Genomic DNA, 17,228 nt, shown 5'->3' with positions numbered 1-17,228 from the left:
ACCATGAACTCGATCCTGCCGTGTCCCACAGCGAGCGCAGTTCCAGGGTCGTGGTGTCGAGTAAAGTAGCCGTAGACAAAGTGCTTGAGACTTACAAGACACAAAAGGGTGGCAAGGTTTATCTGTACGAGCGTCAACTGCTCGTCTCAACCTTCATGCCCTCCAGCTTCGAGCGCGCCGCACTGGAATGCCTGTAGTCCTGAAAGACACCTTGGTGTCCTGGGTGCACACGCAAAGTGGCAGGTTAACGCTACAGCGTCACAGATGAGTCGATGTAATTACCCGGTCATGAGCGCCCCCCCACGTTTCTCCCTCCCTCTGAAATCGTTTTCTCCCTTCCCTACACCTGCCCTGCCCTCACCTGCACTCACTCAACTATCCGCCTCCAATGGCCTGGAGGCGCGTCTTCAACCTCCCGGGCCTGGGAGCGCTGGTTCAGCCTCCGTCACCCTCATGGGGCTCTATACGCGGCGCAACAAGACATAAAAAAACCCCACGTCCGCAATGAAGGGACGTGGGGCAAAGGGATATGAAACGAGAGGTGAGGATCGTTTGCGCCACGACAAACAAACCACGAAAGCAGTTTGCGTCCACGCTCCTCAAAAACCATTTAAAACTGCCGTGAACCTGATGCAAAGTTAATAAGTATCAAAAATGATTGTTAGCCATTTGAGGCGCGCCAATCCGTTGTCATTGATAATTTGCAAGCGCGATCAAGCGCGTAAAGTGACAATCAAAGCCTGTCGCGCAAATGGGAATCAGTTCAGCCGAAGTGCAACATTAAGTTAAAATAGTAGGCCGTCCCGCCCCCGGCCTCGCACTTTTCGGATAGCGCGAATGACGCGTACCCAGCATCATCATTGCCCCCGATTGAAACCCCGTGGATTACCCTTGCTTGATTCCAGTGATATTTTTGATGGGCTTTTCCAGCACTGTCTAGTGGCTCACTCTGCACCTTCTGCGCTTGCCCGCTCATAGCCTTTCATCTCTCCGGCAAGACTGTAACGCGTCAAATCCAGCCTATCAAAACCGTCTCTATACTCAGCCAGAACCACCTGAACGGAGGACCCCCATGCACTACGCCTTCAAGTTGAAAAATGGTGCCATGGCTCTTTTCGACCCAGACACCGCCTTGCTTTCCATCACGACACCCTATGGAGATGTACAAAACTCCACGATAGGTAGAGCTGAATCCCGTCTACTGGACCTGCTGCTCAAGGAACCCGGTCAGACCAAAAGCCGTGAAGAGATCATCGACTACACCTGGAATGACCGCGTCGTTGCATCGGGCAGTTTGAATCAGGCTGTTTTCTCCCTTAGAAACATTCTCAACGACAGTCGGGACCATGAGATTTTGATGACGGTTCCTCGAAGAGGATATTGCTTCAACCGTCACTATGTCGTCGATGCACAGGCAGACTTGCCGACGCCCGCAGAAGAAGCCGGGCAACCTGTTGCGCCTGCCATTGAAGAGCCTGCGCCAACAAAAACCGATGAAATTCTGGTGCGCCCAGCGGAAACTAAAAAATCAACTTACATTACAAAAATCCAGTCAGTCGGCTATGTATTGACCTTGGGGGTATGCGCCTTCACTGGTTTCCACTCTGGATTCGACACACCCAAAATAGAAATCTCCAGCGTTAAACAGAACGAATTAGTCATCCATGCCGTTGGCCACAGTGTCGCGGAAGCTGAAACACTGAGGGATCTGTCAGCTAAGCAGGTACAACAGTTTTCACCTAATTTGAAAGGGCAGGTCTGGTTGAATTTGTTTAAATCAAACTATTCCGTTTCATGTGTTCGCCCGGACCTAAGCACTGCAAACTTACAATTGAACAGCAACCAAAAAGACCTCGCATTGATTATCCAGCAATGTTTGGAGGCAACCCTATGAAGCCAAAAATACCTGCAATTTCACACTGGATAGTGCTTGGCATCATCAACGCCGCCTGTATTTTTTCGTTGAACTATTCGCCGTCCTACTACATGGAAAATATCAGTTATCAAACCATTACCCGTCAATGGCTTGAAGATTCCAACCAACTCAACACTGAAGAATATCTAACCATTGGCCACGGTCGGCTGACACAAACCACTCTGGAAAGCCTGAACGGAAAAATTCGTAATGCAACTATCTCCGCGGATGTCATCCGGGAAAGCAATCATCACGTTCAGATAAAAATCAGCAGCGTCAAACTTAGCCAGGACAACGAACTGTTCGCCATTGAGAAGACGCCGGATCTTTTTTTCAGACGCCAATATGTGTTGCAGGAAGGGGCCGTTTTAAATTACGAGCTTATCCCTACCGCCGAAAAAAACGCCGTCTGTTTCTATGTGCATGAACTTGGCCGTTTGCGTTGCATGAACCACTAATCCATCTCCAGAAAGGCCTTCACGTCAATTTGACCTGACACAGGCATTGATGTACCTGAGTCCAATGAAGTTGGTTCAAACAAAAAATAATAATTACTAATTTGAATCAAACGCCCTCCCCCTTCAAAGTCGCCCCTCTAAAATTCCAAGCGCCGTGCCTTCTGCCACTCAGCAGATAGCCGGCTCTGCACTTCTCCAAACAAGCCTCATGACATTCGGTCAAGTTATGTTTCGTTTAAAACACCTTTCCCTGAGATACCAGGGGAAAACATACACTTTTTGCGAGCCGTCAATTCGATGATAACCAAGATCCTGGCAGCTCTGTCTCTGGCTGCAATACCCCTGCATTCGCTGGCTCACGATKAGTACTCTACCGGCAGCACGGAAATTGAATTCTATGAAATAGAAGTCAGTCCGAACGAAAAGCTGAAACTGTCGCACTTGAAAATCCACGCCGAGAATGAATTCCATGGCGACGAGGGAGAAGCTGATAATCCACTCCCTCCTCCCACACAAAACTTTACCAATGAGCGACAAGCGTTTTCGCTCACCCCGCTTTGATAAGTGCTCGGGCCGTCATCTGCGAATAGAGCGGCTACTTGAGCATCCCAAATATGAGTTTTTGACTTTCATAAGTCGCCTGGGAGCACGACTATCCACAGGCCAAGCCGTGGCGGTGATGCGGCTGACACTCTGCTCTGCCTGAAAAATCATTAATAAGGAAAGCACGTCAATGCAGCTAAAAAACTTCGCAACCGCATCGTTCGGTGTACTGCTTTCTCTCAAGGCCATGGCCTATGACGAGGAACCTTGCAGCGCCGACCAGATACGCATCGAAAGCAATCAAAAAATGCTGAACGATGAAAAATCTCGTTACAAGATTTGCACAGACTATCGTGCTGATGATTTTTTTGCCTTTGATGCAGCTGCCCTCGGCCCAACAAGTGAAAAAACGGCCATCTTTGGTTCGAAAATAGCGCCGGGCAAACTTCAAAGCCTGCTGGATTTACCCATAAGCGATGCGTACGTATTTTCAGCGGCGTTGGAGCTCATACCCGAGTCATTGACATCGATGCCTAAAACAAATGATAACGACATCGAAATCGTTTCAAGTGTCGTTGCCTCCTAGCCCATACCCCGAATGAGAGGATTTGGGAGTAACAAGATTGTTAAATCTCAGCGTCTGGTTTTCCGGGCGTCGCTGTCAAGGAGCGGTCAAATGGATCACTCGTCAAACTCTCTCGATCGGGTTTCTTTAGCTACTGACACCGCCGCCCCTGACAGCCATTGCCTGGCACAATCCATTTAGTTGAAGAGCGTTAAATTCCATGAGCATCCCTGATGAAGTCTTTCATATAACCTCTACTCCTGCGGACAACTCCAATAGAACGATTGGTCGCTGGGAGATGAGCCTCACCCCATCAGAGCATCAAGCAAGCATTCGGCAGCATAAGCTCATTCATAGCCCGAGACTCCAATGCAGCAGACTGGAATTTGATTCAGCGATCACGCTCATTAGCTCTGTTCCTGATGGCTTTGTAACCTTTGCCATTTCACAGGCTTCTGTAGGTCGGCCAACTGTAAACAATCATGAATTGCGCCCTAACGAAATCATCGTGCTGTATAGCGGTGAACCCGTGCATTACACCTGCGAACCGAATGAAACTCTTTTTACCCTGACCACGACTTTGGAACATTACGAGCAGTGCCTCGAAAATCACTCAACTGTCGATGTTCTTGCCTATCGAAAGGAACACCGCTTTCAGGCTGCCAATTTCAAATTAATGCAATCTGCCATTCAGGCCATCAACGCCTACTGCGTGAACGTCAATGACCCGCCTTTAAAACAACGTGGCTGCTCAGAAGTTTCAGCCATTGAAAGTGCGCTATTGATTTCGCTACTTCAGGCGCTGACACCTGTTGGTACCTTGGCGCTTAAAGTTCCGACGAGAAGAACGGTCGCAATAAAAGCAATAGAATACATTCACAAAAACACGAAAAAGGCGCTTAGCATGAAGGCGCTGGTAAAACAGCTTGAAACGACAACTCGCACTTTGCATCATGGCTTCGTCGAAACATTCGGTATTTCGCCGATCGCCTACGTAAGAAATTTAAGACTCGCCAATGTCCGCCGAGACTTGATCCGTAAAACCTGGCCAACGGTTACCGAAACCGCAATGTATTGGAACTTCCACCATTTAAGCCGTTTTTCCAAGGCGTATCATGACGCTTACGGTGAAACCCCTTCAGTAACGGCCAGGCGCAACTCTGCAAAACTGGCATCCTCCAGCCGCTGAATATTTAAAGCCACGGCGGCACAACTCTTGATCGAGAAAAATCTGACTCATGCGGATCGCTGCAGGACTTTTCATGCCCTGCAGCTGACGCACCTTTGAGCAACAGAAACATCAAAAATAACGATCAATAATTTTCATTCATCCCTCTTAATTGCCACTATTTCTTATTTCTAACTCAAGGGGATAAGTATGCGCTATCGATTAAACTCACTGCCGCTCAAACAGAAAATCATCTTTTGTCTTGCTGCCTACTTGTGTGGTGTCGCGTTAGCCTGGTTGATTGACGGTTAATCTCCCCGACTGCTACTTCCCAAGTCAGGTCTCGCCAAGTCAAATAATGTTTTCCGGAGTTTTTATGATCGCAGCGTATAAAGCCTCGTTTAGAAAATACACCTTAGCTTTATGCGCAATGGCTGCAGCGGGTTCAATCGCATGGTTTTGTTCCGGGCAGCTTGCAGAGAATATTTTTGAGCAGCGCTTGAATAACGTTCACGACGATTTCAGTGCCGCTCAAGTCGAACCCAACACGCAAATCGATAAAGCACTGGAAGCCCTCAGCCGTTTTGATCGTTCAAGCCAGGAATGCTCCGGTGAGCAGTACTCACAAATAGCGGACACGGTGAAGAACTTTCGATTTATTTATCAAGCGGCAGTCCAACTTGAGAATGGCAGGATCTGCTCATCCTACGGGCAAAAAATCACATCGGTGTCAGCGGGAAACGAAAGCAACCGGATCCTGGTTAAAGGGCGAACCTATGAGATCAGTTCCGACCAGGCCACCTCCGCGGATACAGACTTCATCATTATTTCGCAGCAATCAGCTTACGTTTGGGTCAACAAGGAAATACTTCTGGACAATATGAACCTTCCGGAAGAGGTGCAATTGGACCTGCGCGGTCCAGGCGGTATGGCGTCCATTACCTCTATGAACCGCCAGCCCCTGAAGTTGCAAGAGCCGTTCCCCCTTGAAGAACTAGTTACCACGACAGACAAAGCCTATGTCGCCTTTCCCAACAACCGTAACGAACTGATCTCAGTCCTCTCAGTTGCGCTGAGTGACCTGACAGCGCTCAGATGGAAGTTGTTCGTTGTTCTGGCGTTCATGCTGGAAGCGTTGGTCTACATCGCATGGCGGATTCACAGCTATTACACCTCCACCGTCGTTCAGTTACGCAAGGCCACAAGAGCGAACAAACTGAACGTTCACTACCAGCCTATTGTTAATTTGAGGACAGGACATCTGGTCGGCGCCGAGGCGCTGTCTCGCTGGAGCCTCAAAGGAGCCGCTATTCCGGCGGATGTATTCATCGCGGCGGCAGAGAAGTCCGATTGGATTTGCGAGCTTACGCGCTCGGTCATGCGCCAGGTCGCGGAGGATTACAGCACCTATTTTTGGGCATGCAAGGATTTCTACATTGCGGTGAATCTTTCCGCTCAAGACATTCTCGATTCAACCTTTCCAGACTTTGTCGCCAGCATCATGGCTACGTACAACCTACCGGCGTCTGCCATCGCCTTTGAAGTCACGGAAAGAGCCTTGTTAGACCATGAAAGTGCATCCATTCAATTGCACCGACTTCGGGCGTGCGGGCATCGGATTGCCATTGATGACTTTGGCACGGGCTATTCCAGCCTCTCGTTCATCGAGTCAGTGCCTGTCGACATGCTGAAGATAGATCGCTCATTCATCACGAAGGACAAAATCGCCGCCAAGGACGCCTTGTGGCGACACATCACCCACATTGCCAAAGCGCTAAAGCTCGAGGTCGTCGCCGAGGGTGTCGAAACTCAACAACAACTACCGCACCTCGCTTCAGAAGGCATGTTGTTGGCTCAAGGTTGGTTATTTTCTAAAGAACTCCCCGCACATGCGTTGGCAAGACGTTTCTTTCAATGCCCTGTGAGCCTCAATCCTCAGACTGATTGAAGTAACCCATAAATATAAATCAATGACTTCTATCAATCTGCGCAGTCACCCAAATTCTTGGCGAACACCTCACAATCGACAACCTGTAGAAGGACTCCACCTCACATGCTATTTCGCAACCTTGCCTGCGCTACTCTGCTTTCGTTGCTGTCTTTTCAGGCACTCGCGGACGACAAAGGTTTGTATCTTGGAGCTGGCGTAACCAACATTGAAACCGACAAATCTCACCTGAGCGATGAAGACAACAGCTATAAGGTTTTTGCCGGCTATCGTCTCAACGGTTATCTGGCCTTTGAAGGTGCCTTCGTTGATCTCGGCCAATTCGAGGACAAGGATCTTGATTTCGATGGCAAATCTGTTCAGGCCGCCGCCCATATCGGTTTTCCGCTGGGAGACCGGCTGCGAGTTTTCGGTAGCGTCGGTGCTCACGCCTGGGATGCTGATGGCAATGCCAGCGATGATGACACTGGCGTGGATCTGACCTACGGTGCGGGCATTGAGTTTGATGTATTCCGCAACATTGGCATCCGCGCGGAATATGAAGTACTGGAGGTCGGCGATATCGACCTGAATCAAACAACGGCATCTGCCTACGTTCTTTTTTAACGCCAACTTGAATTTGAGCGACCCTGCTGGTCGCTCAATGCACTCCCTGCCACTTACTCCCTGTCTTTCGTCGTGCGGATGAGATTGTTCCGCAGTTTCACAATAGCCTTCTGCATTTGTACGAAGTCTTCGGGATCAAGTCCGGTTTGCGGAAAGCCATCTTCGGTCAGGCCTTCACGCAGTTGTCGCCCCTCTTTTGTGAGTCTGATCCGCACTTGCCGCTCATCTTCCGGGTCGCGCTGGCGCAGCAAATAACCCATCGCCTCCAACTTCTTCAGGATTGGCGTGAGGGTATTGGATTCCAGGAACAGCTTTTCGCCAAGGCTGCCAACGGTCTGGTTGTCTTCCTCCCACAGCGCAACAAGAGTGATGTATTGCGTGTAAGTCAGGCCGAGCCGTTCGAGCATAGGCTTGTAAGCCTTGCCAAAGGCGAGGTTGGAGGAATAGACCGCAAAACAGAGGAAGTCAGAAAGCTTGAGATCGAGGGCGGAAGTCTTCTTAGCGGGTTTCATGATCATTCTCTGTGGCCAAAGACGTTTGGGGTTGTAAGGCTCGACTATACATCGCATGCGATGGTATCGGAAGTGCCAACCCTTCTGCCGTTGTTATCTGACCCGCTCACCAGGGATGCCCCTGGTGAGCCGGCTGTTCGGTGCATCAAGCGGTAAGGACGTTAATGGCAACATCAATGTTGCCGCGTGTTGCCTTGGAGTAAGGGCAGATTGCATCGGCGTTGTGCGCCAGTTCGGTCGCTACCCCCTCTTCCAGACCCGGCACACGCAGAGTCAGTCGGGCCTGGAGGAAGTAGGCCGCGCCGGTCTGACCCAGATCGACTTCGATGTCGACGGCCGTATCGGCCGGCAATGTCACCTTCATCTGCTGGGCCGCCAGCCCCACTGCTGCGATGTAGCAGGCCGACCACGCTCCGGCGAACAGTTGCTCGGCTTTCGGGTGCGGCTGAACGCCCGTAAACGCGTGTGCCAGTGCGCCGCCGGGCGATGACAGTTCGATGTCCACGTTGCCGTTATGCCCGCGCGAGGTGCTGCCTGCACTGCTCAGGGTTGTGTGGGTTTTACCGCTGACGAGTACTTTCTCGATCTTGCTCATGATGATTTCCTTCAGGTTTATAGTTTGCGCTGTTCGCATGCGCTTGTATCGCACGCGATATTAGTGACACATCCAGGATTCACGCCGTAATAACGTTCAGGGCAACGTCGATATTGCCGCGTGTTGCTTTGGAGTAAGGGCAGATGGAATCGGCGATGTGCGCCAGTTCGGTCGCAACATCGTGTGCCAGCCCCGGCACGCGCAGGGTCAGTCGGGCCTGAAGGAAATAGGCCGTCCCAGTCTGGCCCAGGTCGACTTCGATGTCGACGGACAGATCCGCTGGCAACACGATATTTCGCTCCTGGGCCACTAGCCCTACTGCCGCGGTGTAGCAGGCCGACCACGCACCGGCGAACAGTTGTTCGGCTTTCGGGTGCGGCTGGGTGGCGGTAAACAGGTGGGTCGGTTGGGCGGAACCGGGGGACGACAATACGATATCAAGGTTGCCGTTATGGCCACCGACACCGCTGTGGGTGGTGTGGGTTTTGCCGGTAGCCAGTACTTTTTCGATTTTGCTCATGGATGTTTCCTCGGGATTTCATATTTGCGCGATAAAATCGCATGCGATGCGTATAAGTAAAAAAATGCCTTTTATCAATCAGCGGAGGCAGTGATCCAGTTGTTGCCGTTGTGACTATGGGAAGCGTGATCGCTGAAGTGAGAGATTGTGTAGCGGCTTCCGGTGTTCATGGCTGAATCTCCAACGGCAAAGGTTGTGGTTGATTGTTATCGCTTTCGATCTGATCGCATACGATGTATTAATACTCAGCCAAAGCCCCAATCATGTCAAAGATTATTTTACGACTCGGCGATGAGCGGTACATGCGGCTCATCGCCGGGGCCGAACCGCTGGTTGCGCGATTCGGATCGCTTTCACGATCGCTGCTGGAAATCCTGCACATCAGTTCCGAGACGGATTACCTGACCATCGAGCCCGGCATGCTTCCCGGCATGAACCCGGGAGTGCATGAGAAAGTGTTTGGGTCATTCCATAAAAACACTGTTGCGCGACCTCAAGATCAAGAGCAGCCTCAGTGACAGGTTCTACCTCGATACGCCTCTCATGATGAAGGTTGTCGGACACATTCATCATGGCCCTCAAGTGAGGAAATGATGATCAAGCATTCATCCGTACTCGCCGCCATTGCGACGGCTATCGTACTTGCTGTTTCGCCCTTCATCAGCGCCGCTGACGCCGACAGCAGCAAATCCATCCGCGCCTTCCACGTCGATGTTCCGCAACAGGAGCTTGTCGATCTGCGCAATCGAATTGCAGCGACACGTTGGCCGGACAAAGAAACGGTGACCGATCGCTCTCAAGGCGCACAACTGGCCAAGCTACAAGAGCTGGTTCGCTATTGGGGCACAGACTACGACTGGCGCAAGGTCGAAGCGCAGCTCAATGCCTTGCCGCAGTACACAACCACCCTCAATGGCGTAGACATCCACTTCATCTGGGTTCGCTCGCCAAACCCGAACGCGATGCCGCTGCTCATGACCCACGGTTGGCCAGGTTCTGTGCTCGAGTTCCTCAAAGTCATCGGGCCGCTCACTGATCCGACAGCGCACGGGGGCAATGCCACCGATGCATTCGACGTCGTGATTCCGTCGATTCCAGGCTACGGTTTCTCCGGCAAGCCGAATGGCACCGGTTGGGACCCGGACGCTATCGCGCAGGTTTGGGCGCAACTGATGCAACGTCTTGAGTACACCCATTACGTCGCCCAGGGTGGCGACTGGGGTGCTCCGATTACCAGCGCAATGGCGCGCCAGGCTCCGCCCGGCTTGCTTGGCATTCACCTTAACTTGCCAGCCACAGTACCGCCGGAAGCGGTCGCGGCGCTCGCTGCCGGAGGTCCCGCGCCAGCGGAATTTTCCGAGAAGGAGCGCGCGACCTTCGACGCCCTCGCCACGCTCGTCAAACAGGGCAATCTGGCTTACAGCGCAATGATGGCCGCGCGGCCACAAATGATGGGCTACGGCGTATCCGACTCCCCGGTATTCCTGGCGGCGCTTATGCTCGTGCACCCAGGTTTCGCCCAGTGGACATACGGCGCCGACCCTCAACAGTCACCGACGAAAGATGAGGTGTTGGACGACATCACACTGTACTGGCTCACGAACAGCGCTGCCTCCGCAGGACGGCTCTACTGGGAGAACATGGGACGCAGCCCGCTTTTTTCGGCAGCCCAGAAGACTGCTGACATTTCATTGCCGGTGGCCGTCACGGTGTTTCCACAGGACGTCTACTGCCCTCCCGAGTCGTGGGCCCGGCGCGCCTATCGCAACTTGATCTACTTCCACCAAGCCGCCAAGGGCGGTCATTTCGCGGCCTGGGAACAGCCGCAGCTGTTCACCGAAGAACTTCGTGCGGCGTTCCGAACGATACGCTAGCCGACCTGAAGAACCTGAAAAAACGGGCGCCTTATCGGCGCCCGTTTTCGTTCAAGGGGTCGGTGATACATCGCTGTAATTACCCTCTCCCCCGGACTGCCACTTGCCGCCCATTCTGATATGTTTTTTTTCACTATATTGATTTATGAAATATTGTGTGCCAATCATAGTCTCGCAAACCGGCCCACCTCGCCAGATCGGTCGGCCGTTCGTATCACCCAAACGCCCCCTCCAAGGAGTCAACAATATGAACAAGACAGAACTTCTAGGTGCTCTGGCACTGTGCGCCGCAAGCTTGCTGGCACACGCCGACGAAAGCAGCTTGCGTATCGGTATCGAAGCCGCCTACCCACCCTTCTCCTTCAAGACGCCAGAGGGCAACGTCAGTGGTTTCGACTACGACATTGGCAACGCGCTGTGCGAAGAGATGAAGGTCAAATGCGAGTGGGTCATCCAGGAATTCGACGGCATGATCCCGTCGCTGAAAGTGCGCAAGATCGATGCGGTGCTGTCGTCGATGTCGATCACTGAAGACCGCATGAAGTCGGTCGACTTCAGCAAAAAGTACTACCACACGCCGGGCAAGTTCGCGATGAAGGCCGGCAACGTGATCAACGACCCGCTGGTCGATCTCAAAGGCAAGAAGCTCGGCGTGCAACGCTCCTCGACCTATGACCGTTTCGCCACCGAGCAGCTTGAGAAAGTCGGCGTCGAGGTGGTGCGCTACTCCTCACAAAATGAAGCCTTCCTCGATCTGGCTGCAGGTCGCCTGGACGCCACGCTGGCAGACATCGTCAACACCGATGAGAGCTTTATCAAAACACCATTGGGTAAAGATTTCGCACTGGTAGGGCCGGACATCAACGACCCGAAATACTTCGGCAGAGGCGCCGGGATCGCGGTACGCAAAGGCGACAGTGCGAACGTTGCGCGCTTGAGTGCGGCGATTGACGCGATCCGCGCCAATGGCAAGTACCAGCAAGTGATGGGCAAGTACTTCGCCTTCGATATCTACGGCGAATAAGCCCTACCCGAAACCCCGGCGCCGGCCCCTTGCGGGCGCCGCTTTTGGCTTGTCTCGTGCGCCTCCCGGCGCTCGCTTGAGGAACTTCATCATGCTTCACGGCTACGGATCGAGCATTCTCGATGGCGCCTGGCTGACCATTAATCTGGCCCTGACTTCCATGACCCTGGCCATTTCCCTGGGACTGATCGGCGCGGCCTTTCGTTTGTCGCCGTTTAAATGGCTGGCGGTGTTGGGCGAAGGCTATACAACCCTGATTCGCGGCATTCCTGACCTGGTGTTGATCCTGCTGATCTTCTACGGCGGCCAGGATCTGATGAACCGCATGGCCCTCGCACTCGGTTACACCCAGTACATCGACATCAACCCCTTCATCGCCGGCGTCTGCACCATGGGCTTCATTTTTGGTGCCTATCTTTCGGAAACCTTTCGCGGCGCCTTTATGGCGATCCCCAAAGGTCAAGGCGAGGCCGGCGCGGCTTATGGCATGAGTGGCGCTCAGGTGTTCTGGCGGATTCTGGTGCCACAGATGATTCGTTTCGCCATTCCCGGGTTCACCAACAACTGGTTGGTGCTGACCAAATCCACCGCGCTGATCTCGGTGATCGGTTTGCAGGACATGATGTTCAAAGCCAAAAACGCAGCGGACGCCACCCATGAGCCGTTCACGTTTTTCCTCGCGGTTGCCGCGCTCTATTTGATGCTGACCAGCGTGTCATTGCTGGTGCTGCGCTATCTGGAAAAACACTACTCGGTCGGCATCAAAGCCGCCGAACTGTGACTGGGAGCACACCCATGATTCTCGACTACAACCTGATTTGGGAAAACCTGCCGCTGTATTTCAATGGCGTGTTGGTGACCTTGAAAGTGCTGCTGATTTCCCTGGCCGTTGGCCTGGTGCTTGCGGTTCCTTTGGCGCTGATGCGCGTCTCCCGCTCACCGCTGATCAACTTCCCGGCCTGGCTCTACACCTACGTGATTCGCGGCACCCCAATGCTGGTGCAATTGTTCCTGATCTATTACGGGCTGGCGCAGTTCGAAGCGGTACGTCAAAGCGCGCTCTGGCCTTACCTGTCCAGCGCGACCTTTTGTGCGTGCCTGGCCTTCGCGATCAATACCAGCGCCTATAGCGCGGAACTCCTGGCTGGCAGTCTGAAGTCCACGGCCCATGGCGAGATCGAAGCCGCCAAAGCCATGGGCATGTCGCGCCTGACTTTGTACCGCCGCATCCTCCTGCCATCGGCCTTGCGCCGGGCGCTGCCGCAGTACAGCAACGAGGTATTGATGATGCTGCAAACCACCAGCCTGGCGTCCATTGTCACGCTGGTGGACATCACTGGCGCCGCGCGAACCGTCAGTTCGCGCTTCTATCTGCCGTTCGAGGCGTTCATCACGGCCGGCCTCCTCTACCTGGTCCTGACCTTCATCCTGGTTCGTCTGTTCAAACTGGCCGAGCGCCGCTGGCTGGCCTATCTGGCACCGCGCAAGCACTAAGGAGCGTTATGAAGCACATTCAATACCTTTTGCCGTGGAGTGCCTCGGGCACAGAGCGAAAGTTGTCGCTGTTTCGTTTTGGCAGCGGACCGCGCAAGGCCTACATCCAGGCCTCCTTGCATGCCGACGAGCTACCGGGGATGCGCGTCGCTGTTGAGCTCAAGCGCCGTCTGCAGGAACTGGAAGAGCAAGGTCGCCTGAACGGGATAATCGAGTTGGTGCCGATGGCAAATCCGATTGGTATTGCCCAGATGTTCCAGGCCACCCATCAGGGGCGCTTTGAGTTCTCCAGCGGGAAGAATTTCAATCGCGACTTCCCGGAACTGACTGAGTCCGTAGCGCAGCAAGTGGAAGGTCAGTTGGGCGAGGATGCCAACGCCAACATCGCACTGATCCGTAGCGCCATGCGCGACGCACTCACCCACCTGCCGGCAGCGACATCGGAGCTCGATGGTTTGCGGCGACTGTTGATGCAGCATGCTTGTGATGCCGATGTGGTGCTGGACCTGCACTGCGACTTCGAGTCGATCATGCTGCTGTATGCAATGCCGCAAAACTGGCCGCGCTTGAGTTCATTGGCCGCCCGCCTGGACGCTGAGGTGGCCCTGCTGGCTGAGGCGGCGGGAGGTAACGCTTTCGATGAAGCCTGCGCGATTCCCTGGCTGCACCTGGCCGAGCGCTTTGCGCACGCCAATATTCCACTGGCATGCGTGGCCACCACCATCGAATTGCGCGGTATGGCTGACACCGAACGAGAGCAATGCGTCGACAGTGCGCAGGCCATTCTTGGCTATCTCGCCGACCAAGGCCTGATTAGCGGAGTCTGGCCCGCCGCGCCACCGAGTCGTTGTGAAGCGACACCGTTCGCCGGTGCGCAGTACGCCTATGCGCCGCATCCGGGGGTGGTGAGTTATCTGCAACCGTTGGGCGCCCACGTCAAGGTCGGCGATCCGCTGTTCGAAGTGCTAGATCCGCTGACCGATCAACACAGCGTGGTGCACGCCAGCACCGACGGCATCCTGTATGCCCGCGAACGCCTGCGCTTTGCCCAGCCCGGTTTGTGGCTGGCCAAAGTGGCCGGCAAGTCCCCTATTCGCCAAGGCCGTTTGCTCAGCGATTGATTCCAGAGAGTTGAAACCATGTACAAACTTGAAATTCAGGATCTTCACAAAAGCTACGGCGCCCATGAAGTGCTCAAGGGTGTTTCCCTGGAAGCGAAGGCCGGTGATGTCATCAGCATCATCGGCTCCAGCGGTTCCGGCAAAAGCACCTTCCTGCGTTGCATCAATCTGCTGGAGCAACCCAACGCCGGCAACATCGTGCTCAATGGCGAACAGCTCAAACTGGTGACCAATAAACTCGGCGGGCTCAAGGCTGCTGAACCCAAGCAGCTGCAACGCATGCGTTCGCGACTATCGATGGTGTTTCAGCACTTCAACCTCTGGTCGCACATGAGCGCCCTTGAAAACGTCATGGAAGCCCCGGTACATGTGCTGGGCATGAACAAGAAAGAGGCCCGGGAAAAAGCCGAGCACTACTTGAACAAAGTCGGCGTGGCGCACCGCATGGACGCCTGGCCCGCGCATATGTCGGGTGGTGAGCAGCAGCGCGTGGCGATTGCCCGTGCACTGGCCATGGAACCTGAAGTAATGCTGTTCGATGAACCGACGTCGGCACTCGACCCGGAACTGGTCGGCGAAGTGCTTAAAGTCATGCAGGATCTGGCACTCGAAGGACGCACCATGGTGGTCGTGACCCACGAAATGGGCTTTGCCCGCGAGGTCTCCAATCAACTGGTGTTCTTGCACAAGGGCCAGGCCGAAGAGCGTGGCAACCCGCGCGAAGTGCTGGTCAATCCTCAGTCCGAGCGTCTCCAGCAGTTTCTGGCCGGCAGCCTGAAATAATCACCGGCTCGCTCACCACTCCTTGGCCTGGCGATGCACAACGAGGTTCGGCTTCGGATACACTCCAGCCAACCTTATGCCAGGCCTTCCCTAACCCTTTGGAATTGTTGAGCCGGATATGCCGACCCCTTCGAAAAACACCACGGTCTATGCCGCGCCGGTGATGCGCAAACTGGCGGAAATCGTTTCCGATTTACCGCCGTCACTGCGCAAGGTGGCGGATTTTATCCTGCGTCACCCGCTGAGGGCCGCGACGCTGACCATCGAAGAAATGGCCCATGAAACGTCCACCTCACCCGCAGCGGTCAACCGTTTGGCCAAGGCGCTGAACCTGGGTGGCTATACCGGCATGAAGTCCGAACTGGTCGCGACGTTGCAGCAGATGGTGTCGCCGGTCGACAAACTGCGCAACGAACTGGCGCATCGTCCTGGCGGCGCGTTTGGTCTGCATGAACAAATTCAGAGCGCCACCAGCAACCTTGCCGCGGCGGCGACCAACAACCATGCAGACACCTTTGAGGCGTTCGTCACTCGCCTGACCAAAGCCCGCAAAATTTACATCCTGGGTTTTGGCAACAGTGTCTACTTCGCCGGTCTCGCGGCCTCAACCCTGATGCCCTTCTGTGCGGACGCCACCGCCATCAGCATGGAGGGCGGCAACGAAAACGCCGCTTACCGCCTGGCTGCAATTACCGATCAGGACGTGCTGCTGGCTATCTCCCTGCCGCGCTATTCCCTCGACACCTTGCAACTCGCCCGTTTTGCCAATGAGCGCGGGGCTTCGGTGCTGGCAATCACTGACTCCCCCGCGTCACCTCTCACCGGCGTTGCCGAACATGTTTTATTTGCCCCTGCCGACCATCCGGTAATGACCAGCTCCAACATCGCTGTGCTCGCTTTAATCGAAGGGTTGGTGGCGGGTGTGATGGCGCGCAACAAAGAAGCCGTCAAGCTGGCGACCGAACTGACTGAAAGCGTCATGTCATACCTGCATATCCCTTCCAGAAGCAAATCGCCGAAAAAGTGATATCGCTAGGGGACAGTCATCATGAGCGCCTGGAGTAGCGTCAAAACATTTCATCTCCTCTGCCGATTCATTTAGACTTTGCGATTGGCTCATAGGGCCATGCCATGCCCTATAACGGATATCCAAGTTAAATCCTTATGAAAAAAATAATTGATGCCGTTCGAAATCATTATTGGAAAAAATGGATTCGCAAGCATAAATGCAAAGTGGCAGGCGGCCTATTGTCATTGCACAAGAGGTCGACACTGACACTAGAAGAGGAAGTATCTCTAGGGCATGTTGTTATAGAAGCGAAAAATTTAAAGATCGGCGCTCATACCTATATCAGAAGTGATTGCGTGCTTTCGGCGGTATCCTCTATCGGCAGGTTCTGCTCTATTGGAAGCGGCTGTTTTATCGGACAGCAAAAAAGCTCACATCCGTCAGACTGGCTCAGTTCACATCCTTTTCAATATACCGATACGCATTTGTCTTTCGACCCCGACGTTGCTGATATAACGATTGGGCATGACGTTTGGGTGGGGCACAGTGCGATGATCCTTGAAGGGGTTACCGTAGGCACAGGTGCGATTATCGCAACCCGCGCCCTGGTTGCCCACGACGTGCCGCCCTACGCGATAGTTGCTGGGGTCCCTGCAAAAATCATCAAGTATCGACACGCGCCCGAGGTCATTGAAGAATTGCTCGCCAGTCAGTGGTGGGCGTGTGATGTCGGGTTCCTCCAGACGTTACCGTTGAACGACCCTAAAACCACTTTGCCTCTATTGGCTGTCCAGCATAAAGAAAAACGTGCTGACTATAAGTCCATCCAGATAACACGCAAAAAGTGCAGCGTTCTGTCCTGAACAAACCGCCTGGAAAAACCGGGCGGTAGCAGACGTATCTCTGACAAGACCCCCTCGCCAAATCACCCTTCGGACATCGACAGCAAGCCATTATCCAGTCAAACGATCGTGCTTCTGATTCCGCCAGGGTTTGGCGGTCAGCATGACAAGGCGGGCTGGCGTAGCGTCTGATCGCGTCTTGCGCCGTCATAAATCTATTTTTGATAATTATTAATTTCCCGTCCCCTTCC

At 53.8% G+C, this 17,228-nt stretch carries 19 protein-coding genes and 1 pseudogene; 17 read left to right on the top strand and 3 right to left on the bottom strand.

The features are described 5' to 3' along the window. The 8 genes and pseudogenes from AC1D2P_RS09290 to AC1D2P_RS09255 form a co-directional block, all read left to right on the top strand. Positions 1–197: pseudogene (locus tag AC1D2P_RS09290) on the top strand (hypothetical protein); the annotation flags it as partial. 875 nt (positions 198–1,072) lie between these two features. Beyond that, positions 1,073–1,894 carry a winged helix-turn-helix domain-containing protein gene (locus AC1D2P_RS09285; RefSeq protein ID WP_109787041.1) on the top strand — a complete coding sequence of 274 codons (822 nt, stop codon included), beginning with the start codon at positions 1,073–1,075 and terminating at the stop codon, positions 1,892–1,894. Then, on the top strand, positions 1,891–2,373 hold the full coding sequence (locus AC1D2P_RS09280) for a hypothetical protein (protein ID WP_046028136.1): 483 nt from the start codon (positions 1,891–1,893) through the stop codon (positions 2,371–2,373). The genes AC1D2P_RS09285 and AC1D2P_RS09280 overlap by 4 nt, the downstream gene beginning before the upstream one ends. 297 nt (positions 2,374–2,670) lie before the next feature. Beyond that, positions 2,671–2,934: a hypothetical protein gene (locus AC1D2P_RS09275; protein WP_477811400.1), complete on the top strand. Its 264-nt coding sequence runs from the start codon at positions 2,671–2,673 to the stop codon at positions 2,932–2,934. 172 nt (positions 2,935–3,106) lie between these two features. After that, a complete protein-coding gene (locus tag AC1D2P_RS09270; RefSeq protein WP_109787043.1) occupies positions 3,107–3,502 on the top strand; it encodes a hypothetical protein in 396 nt (131 codons plus the stop codon). Positions 3,503–3,701: 199 nt separating this feature from the next. Next, positions 3,702–4,670 carry a helix-turn-helix domain-containing protein gene (locus tag AC1D2P_RS09265; protein WP_109787044.1) on the top strand — a complete coding sequence of 323 codons (969 nt, stop codon included), beginning with the start codon at positions 3,702–3,704 and terminating at the stop codon, positions 4,668–4,670. 355 nt (positions 4,671–5,025) lie between these two features. Further along, positions 5,026–6,597 (top strand): EAL domain-containing protein, encoded by a 1,572-nt coding sequence (locus AC1D2P_RS09260; RefSeq protein WP_477757583.1) that lies wholly within the window; start codon positions 5,026–5,028, stop codon positions 6,595–6,597. Between the two features lie 105 nt (positions 6,598–6,702). Further along, positions 6,703–7,203 carry an outer membrane beta-barrel protein gene (locus AC1D2P_RS09255; protein WP_046028143.1) on the top strand — a complete coding sequence of 167 codons (501 nt, stop codon included), beginning with the start codon at positions 6,703–6,705 and terminating at the stop codon, positions 7,201–7,203. 53 nt (positions 7,204–7,256) lie between these two features. Here AC1D2P_RS09255 and AC1D2P_RS09250 read toward each other — a convergent pair whose 3' ends face one another. The 3 genes from AC1D2P_RS09250 to AC1D2P_RS09240 form a co-directional block, all read right to left on the bottom strand. Continuing rightward, positions 7,257–7,715, bottom strand: a complete 459-nt coding sequence (locus AC1D2P_RS09250) for a MarR family winged helix-turn-helix transcriptional regulator (RefSeq protein ID WP_046028153.1) — start codon at positions 7,713–7,715, stop codon at positions 7,257–7,259. Between the two features lie 145 nt (positions 7,716–7,860). Further along, the gene (locus tag AC1D2P_RS09245) at positions 7,861–8,310 is read right to left on the bottom strand and encodes an Ohr family peroxiredoxin (RefSeq protein ID WP_477757584.1); all 450 of its coding nucleotides are present in this window, start codon (positions 8,308–8,310) and stop codon (positions 7,861–7,863) included. A gap of 79 nt (positions 8,311–8,389) precedes the next feature. Continuing rightward, positions 8,390–8,830, bottom strand: a complete 441-nt coding sequence (locus AC1D2P_RS09240; RefSeq protein ID WP_046028155.1) for an Ohr family peroxiredoxin — start codon at positions 8,828–8,830, stop codon at positions 8,390–8,392. A 263-nt stretch (positions 8,831–9,093) separates the two neighbouring features. Here AC1D2P_RS09240 and AC1D2P_RS09235 point away from each other — a divergent pair, with 263 nt between their 5' ends. The 9 genes from AC1D2P_RS09235 to AC1D2P_RS09195 all read left to right on the top strand — a co-directional run bounded on the left by AC1D2P_RS09235 (position 9,094) and on the right by AC1D2P_RS09195 (position 16,998). Beyond that, positions 9,094–9,348: a hypothetical protein gene (locus AC1D2P_RS09235; protein ID WP_223523241.1), complete on the top strand. Its 255-nt coding sequence runs from the start codon at positions 9,094–9,096 to the stop codon at positions 9,346–9,348. A gap of 72 nt (positions 9,349–9,420) precedes the next feature. Next, positions 9,421–10,704, top strand: a complete 1,284-nt coding sequence (locus AC1D2P_RS09230) for an epoxide hydrolase family protein (RefSeq protein ID WP_177412264.1) — start codon at positions 9,421–9,423, stop codon at positions 10,702–10,704. 247 nt (positions 10,705–10,951) lie between these two features. Beyond that, a complete protein-coding gene (locus AC1D2P_RS09225; protein WP_077430450.1) occupies positions 10,952–11,728 on the top strand; it encodes an ABC transporter substrate-binding protein in 777 nt (258 codons plus the stop codon). Positions 11,729–11,819: 91 nt separating this feature from the next. Continuing rightward, positions 11,820–12,509 (top strand): ABC transporter permease, encoded by a 690-nt coding sequence (locus tag AC1D2P_RS09220; RefSeq protein WP_109787048.1) that lies wholly within the window; start codon positions 11,820–11,822, stop codon positions 12,507–12,509. 14 nt (positions 12,510–12,523) lie between these two features. Continuing rightward, a complete protein-coding gene (locus AC1D2P_RS09215; protein WP_223523243.1) occupies positions 12,524–13,222 on the top strand; it encodes an ABC transporter permease in 699 nt (232 codons plus the stop codon). Positions 13,223–13,230: 8 nt separating this feature from the next. After that, on the top strand, positions 13,231–14,343 hold the full coding sequence (locus tag AC1D2P_RS09210) for a succinylglutamate desuccinylase/aspartoacylase family protein (RefSeq protein WP_077430451.1): 1,113 nt from the start codon (positions 13,231–13,233) through the stop codon (positions 14,341–14,343). An 18-nt stretch (positions 14,344–14,361) separates the two neighbouring features. After that, positions 14,362–15,126: an ABC transporter ATP-binding protein gene (locus AC1D2P_RS09205; protein ID WP_046028165.1), complete on the top strand. Its 765-nt coding sequence runs from the start codon at positions 14,362–14,364 to the stop codon at positions 15,124–15,126. 118 nt (positions 15,127–15,244) lie between these two features. Then, a complete protein-coding gene (locus AC1D2P_RS09200) occupies positions 15,245–16,153 on the top strand; it encodes a MurR/RpiR family transcriptional regulator (protein WP_223523245.1) in 909 nt (302 codons plus the stop codon). Positions 16,154–16,290: 137 nt separating this feature from the next. Beyond that, the gene (locus AC1D2P_RS09195) at positions 16,291–16,998 is read left to right on the top strand and encodes a CatB-related O-acetyltransferase (protein WP_477757585.1); all 708 of its coding nucleotides are present in this window, start codon (positions 16,291–16,293) and stop codon (positions 16,996–16,998) included. Positions 16,999–17,228: the final 230 nt, after the last annotated feature.

This window comes from Pseudomonas sp. P1_F1_2 (assembly GCF_056405815.1).
This window is presented reverse-complemented; position numbering and strand designations above follow the sequence as displayed.

What these genes read in the sequence shown, in the direction of transcription:
- AC1D2P_RS09285 (WP_109787041.1), top strand. Translation starts at nt 1,073, where the DNA reads ATGCACTACGCCTTCAAGTTGAAAAATGGTGCCATGGCTCTTTTCGAC.
- AC1D2P_RS09280 (WP_046028136.1), top strand. Translation starts at nt 1,891, where the DNA reads ATGAAGCCAAAAATACCTGCAATTTCACACTGGATAGTGCTTGGCATC.
- AC1D2P_RS09270 (WP_109787043.1), top strand. Translation starts at nt 3,107, where the DNA reads ATGCAGCTAAAAAACTTCGCAACCGCATCGTTCGGTGTACTGCTTTCT.
- AC1D2P_RS09265 (WP_109787044.1), top strand. Translation starts at nt 3,702, where the DNA reads ATGAGCATCCCTGATGAAGTCTTTCATATAACCTCTACTCCTGCGGAC.
- AC1D2P_RS09260 (WP_477757583.1), top strand. Translation starts at nt 5,026, where the DNA reads ATGATCGCAGCGTATAAAGCCTCGTTTAGAAAATACACCTTAGCTTTA.
- AC1D2P_RS09255 (WP_046028143.1), top strand. Translation starts at nt 6,703, where the DNA reads ATGCTATTTCGCAACCTTGCCTGCGCTACTCTGCTTTCGTTGCTGTCT.
- AC1D2P_RS09250 (WP_046028153.1), bottom strand. Translation starts at nt 7,715, where the DNA reads ATGAAACCCGCTAAGAAGACTTCCGCCCTCGATCTCAAGCTTTCTGAC.
- AC1D2P_RS09245 (WP_477757584.1), bottom strand. Translation starts at nt 8,310, where the DNA reads ATGAGCAAGATCGAGAAAGTACTCGTCAGCGGTAAAACCCACACAACC.
- AC1D2P_RS09240 (WP_046028155.1), bottom strand. Translation starts at nt 8,830, where the DNA reads ATGAGCAAAATCGAAAAAGTACTGGCTACCGGCAAAACCCACACCACC.
- AC1D2P_RS09235 (WP_223523241.1), top strand. Translation starts at nt 9,094, where the DNA reads ATGTCAAAGATTATTTTACGACTCGGCGATGAGCGGTACATGCGGCTC.
- AC1D2P_RS09230 (WP_177412264.1), top strand. Translation starts at nt 9,421, where the DNA reads ATGATGATCAAGCATTCATCCGTACTCGCCGCCATTGCGACGGCTATC.
- AC1D2P_RS09225 (WP_077430450.1), top strand. Translation starts at nt 10,952, where the DNA reads ATGAACAAGACAGAACTTCTAGGTGCTCTGGCACTGTGCGCCGCAAGC.
- AC1D2P_RS09220 (WP_109787048.1), top strand. Translation starts at nt 11,820, where the DNA reads ATGCTTCACGGCTACGGATCGAGCATTCTCGATGGCGCCTGGCTGACC.
- AC1D2P_RS09215 (WP_223523243.1), top strand. Translation starts at nt 12,524, where the DNA reads ATGATTCTCGACTACAACCTGATTTGGGAAAACCTGCCGCTGTATTTC.
- AC1D2P_RS09210 (WP_077430451.1), top strand. Translation starts at nt 13,231, where the DNA reads ATGAAGCACATTCAATACCTTTTGCCGTGGAGTGCCTCGGGCACAGAG.
- AC1D2P_RS09205 (WP_046028165.1), top strand. Translation starts at nt 14,362, where the DNA reads ATGTACAAACTTGAAATTCAGGATCTTCACAAAAGCTACGGCGCCCAT.
- AC1D2P_RS09200 (WP_223523245.1), top strand. Translation starts at nt 15,245, where the DNA reads ATGCCGACCCCTTCGAAAAACACCACGGTCTATGCCGCGCCGGTGATG.
- AC1D2P_RS09195 (WP_477757585.1), top strand. Translation starts at nt 16,291, where the DNA reads ATGAAAAAAATAATTGATGCCGTTCGAAATCATTATTGGAAAAAATGG.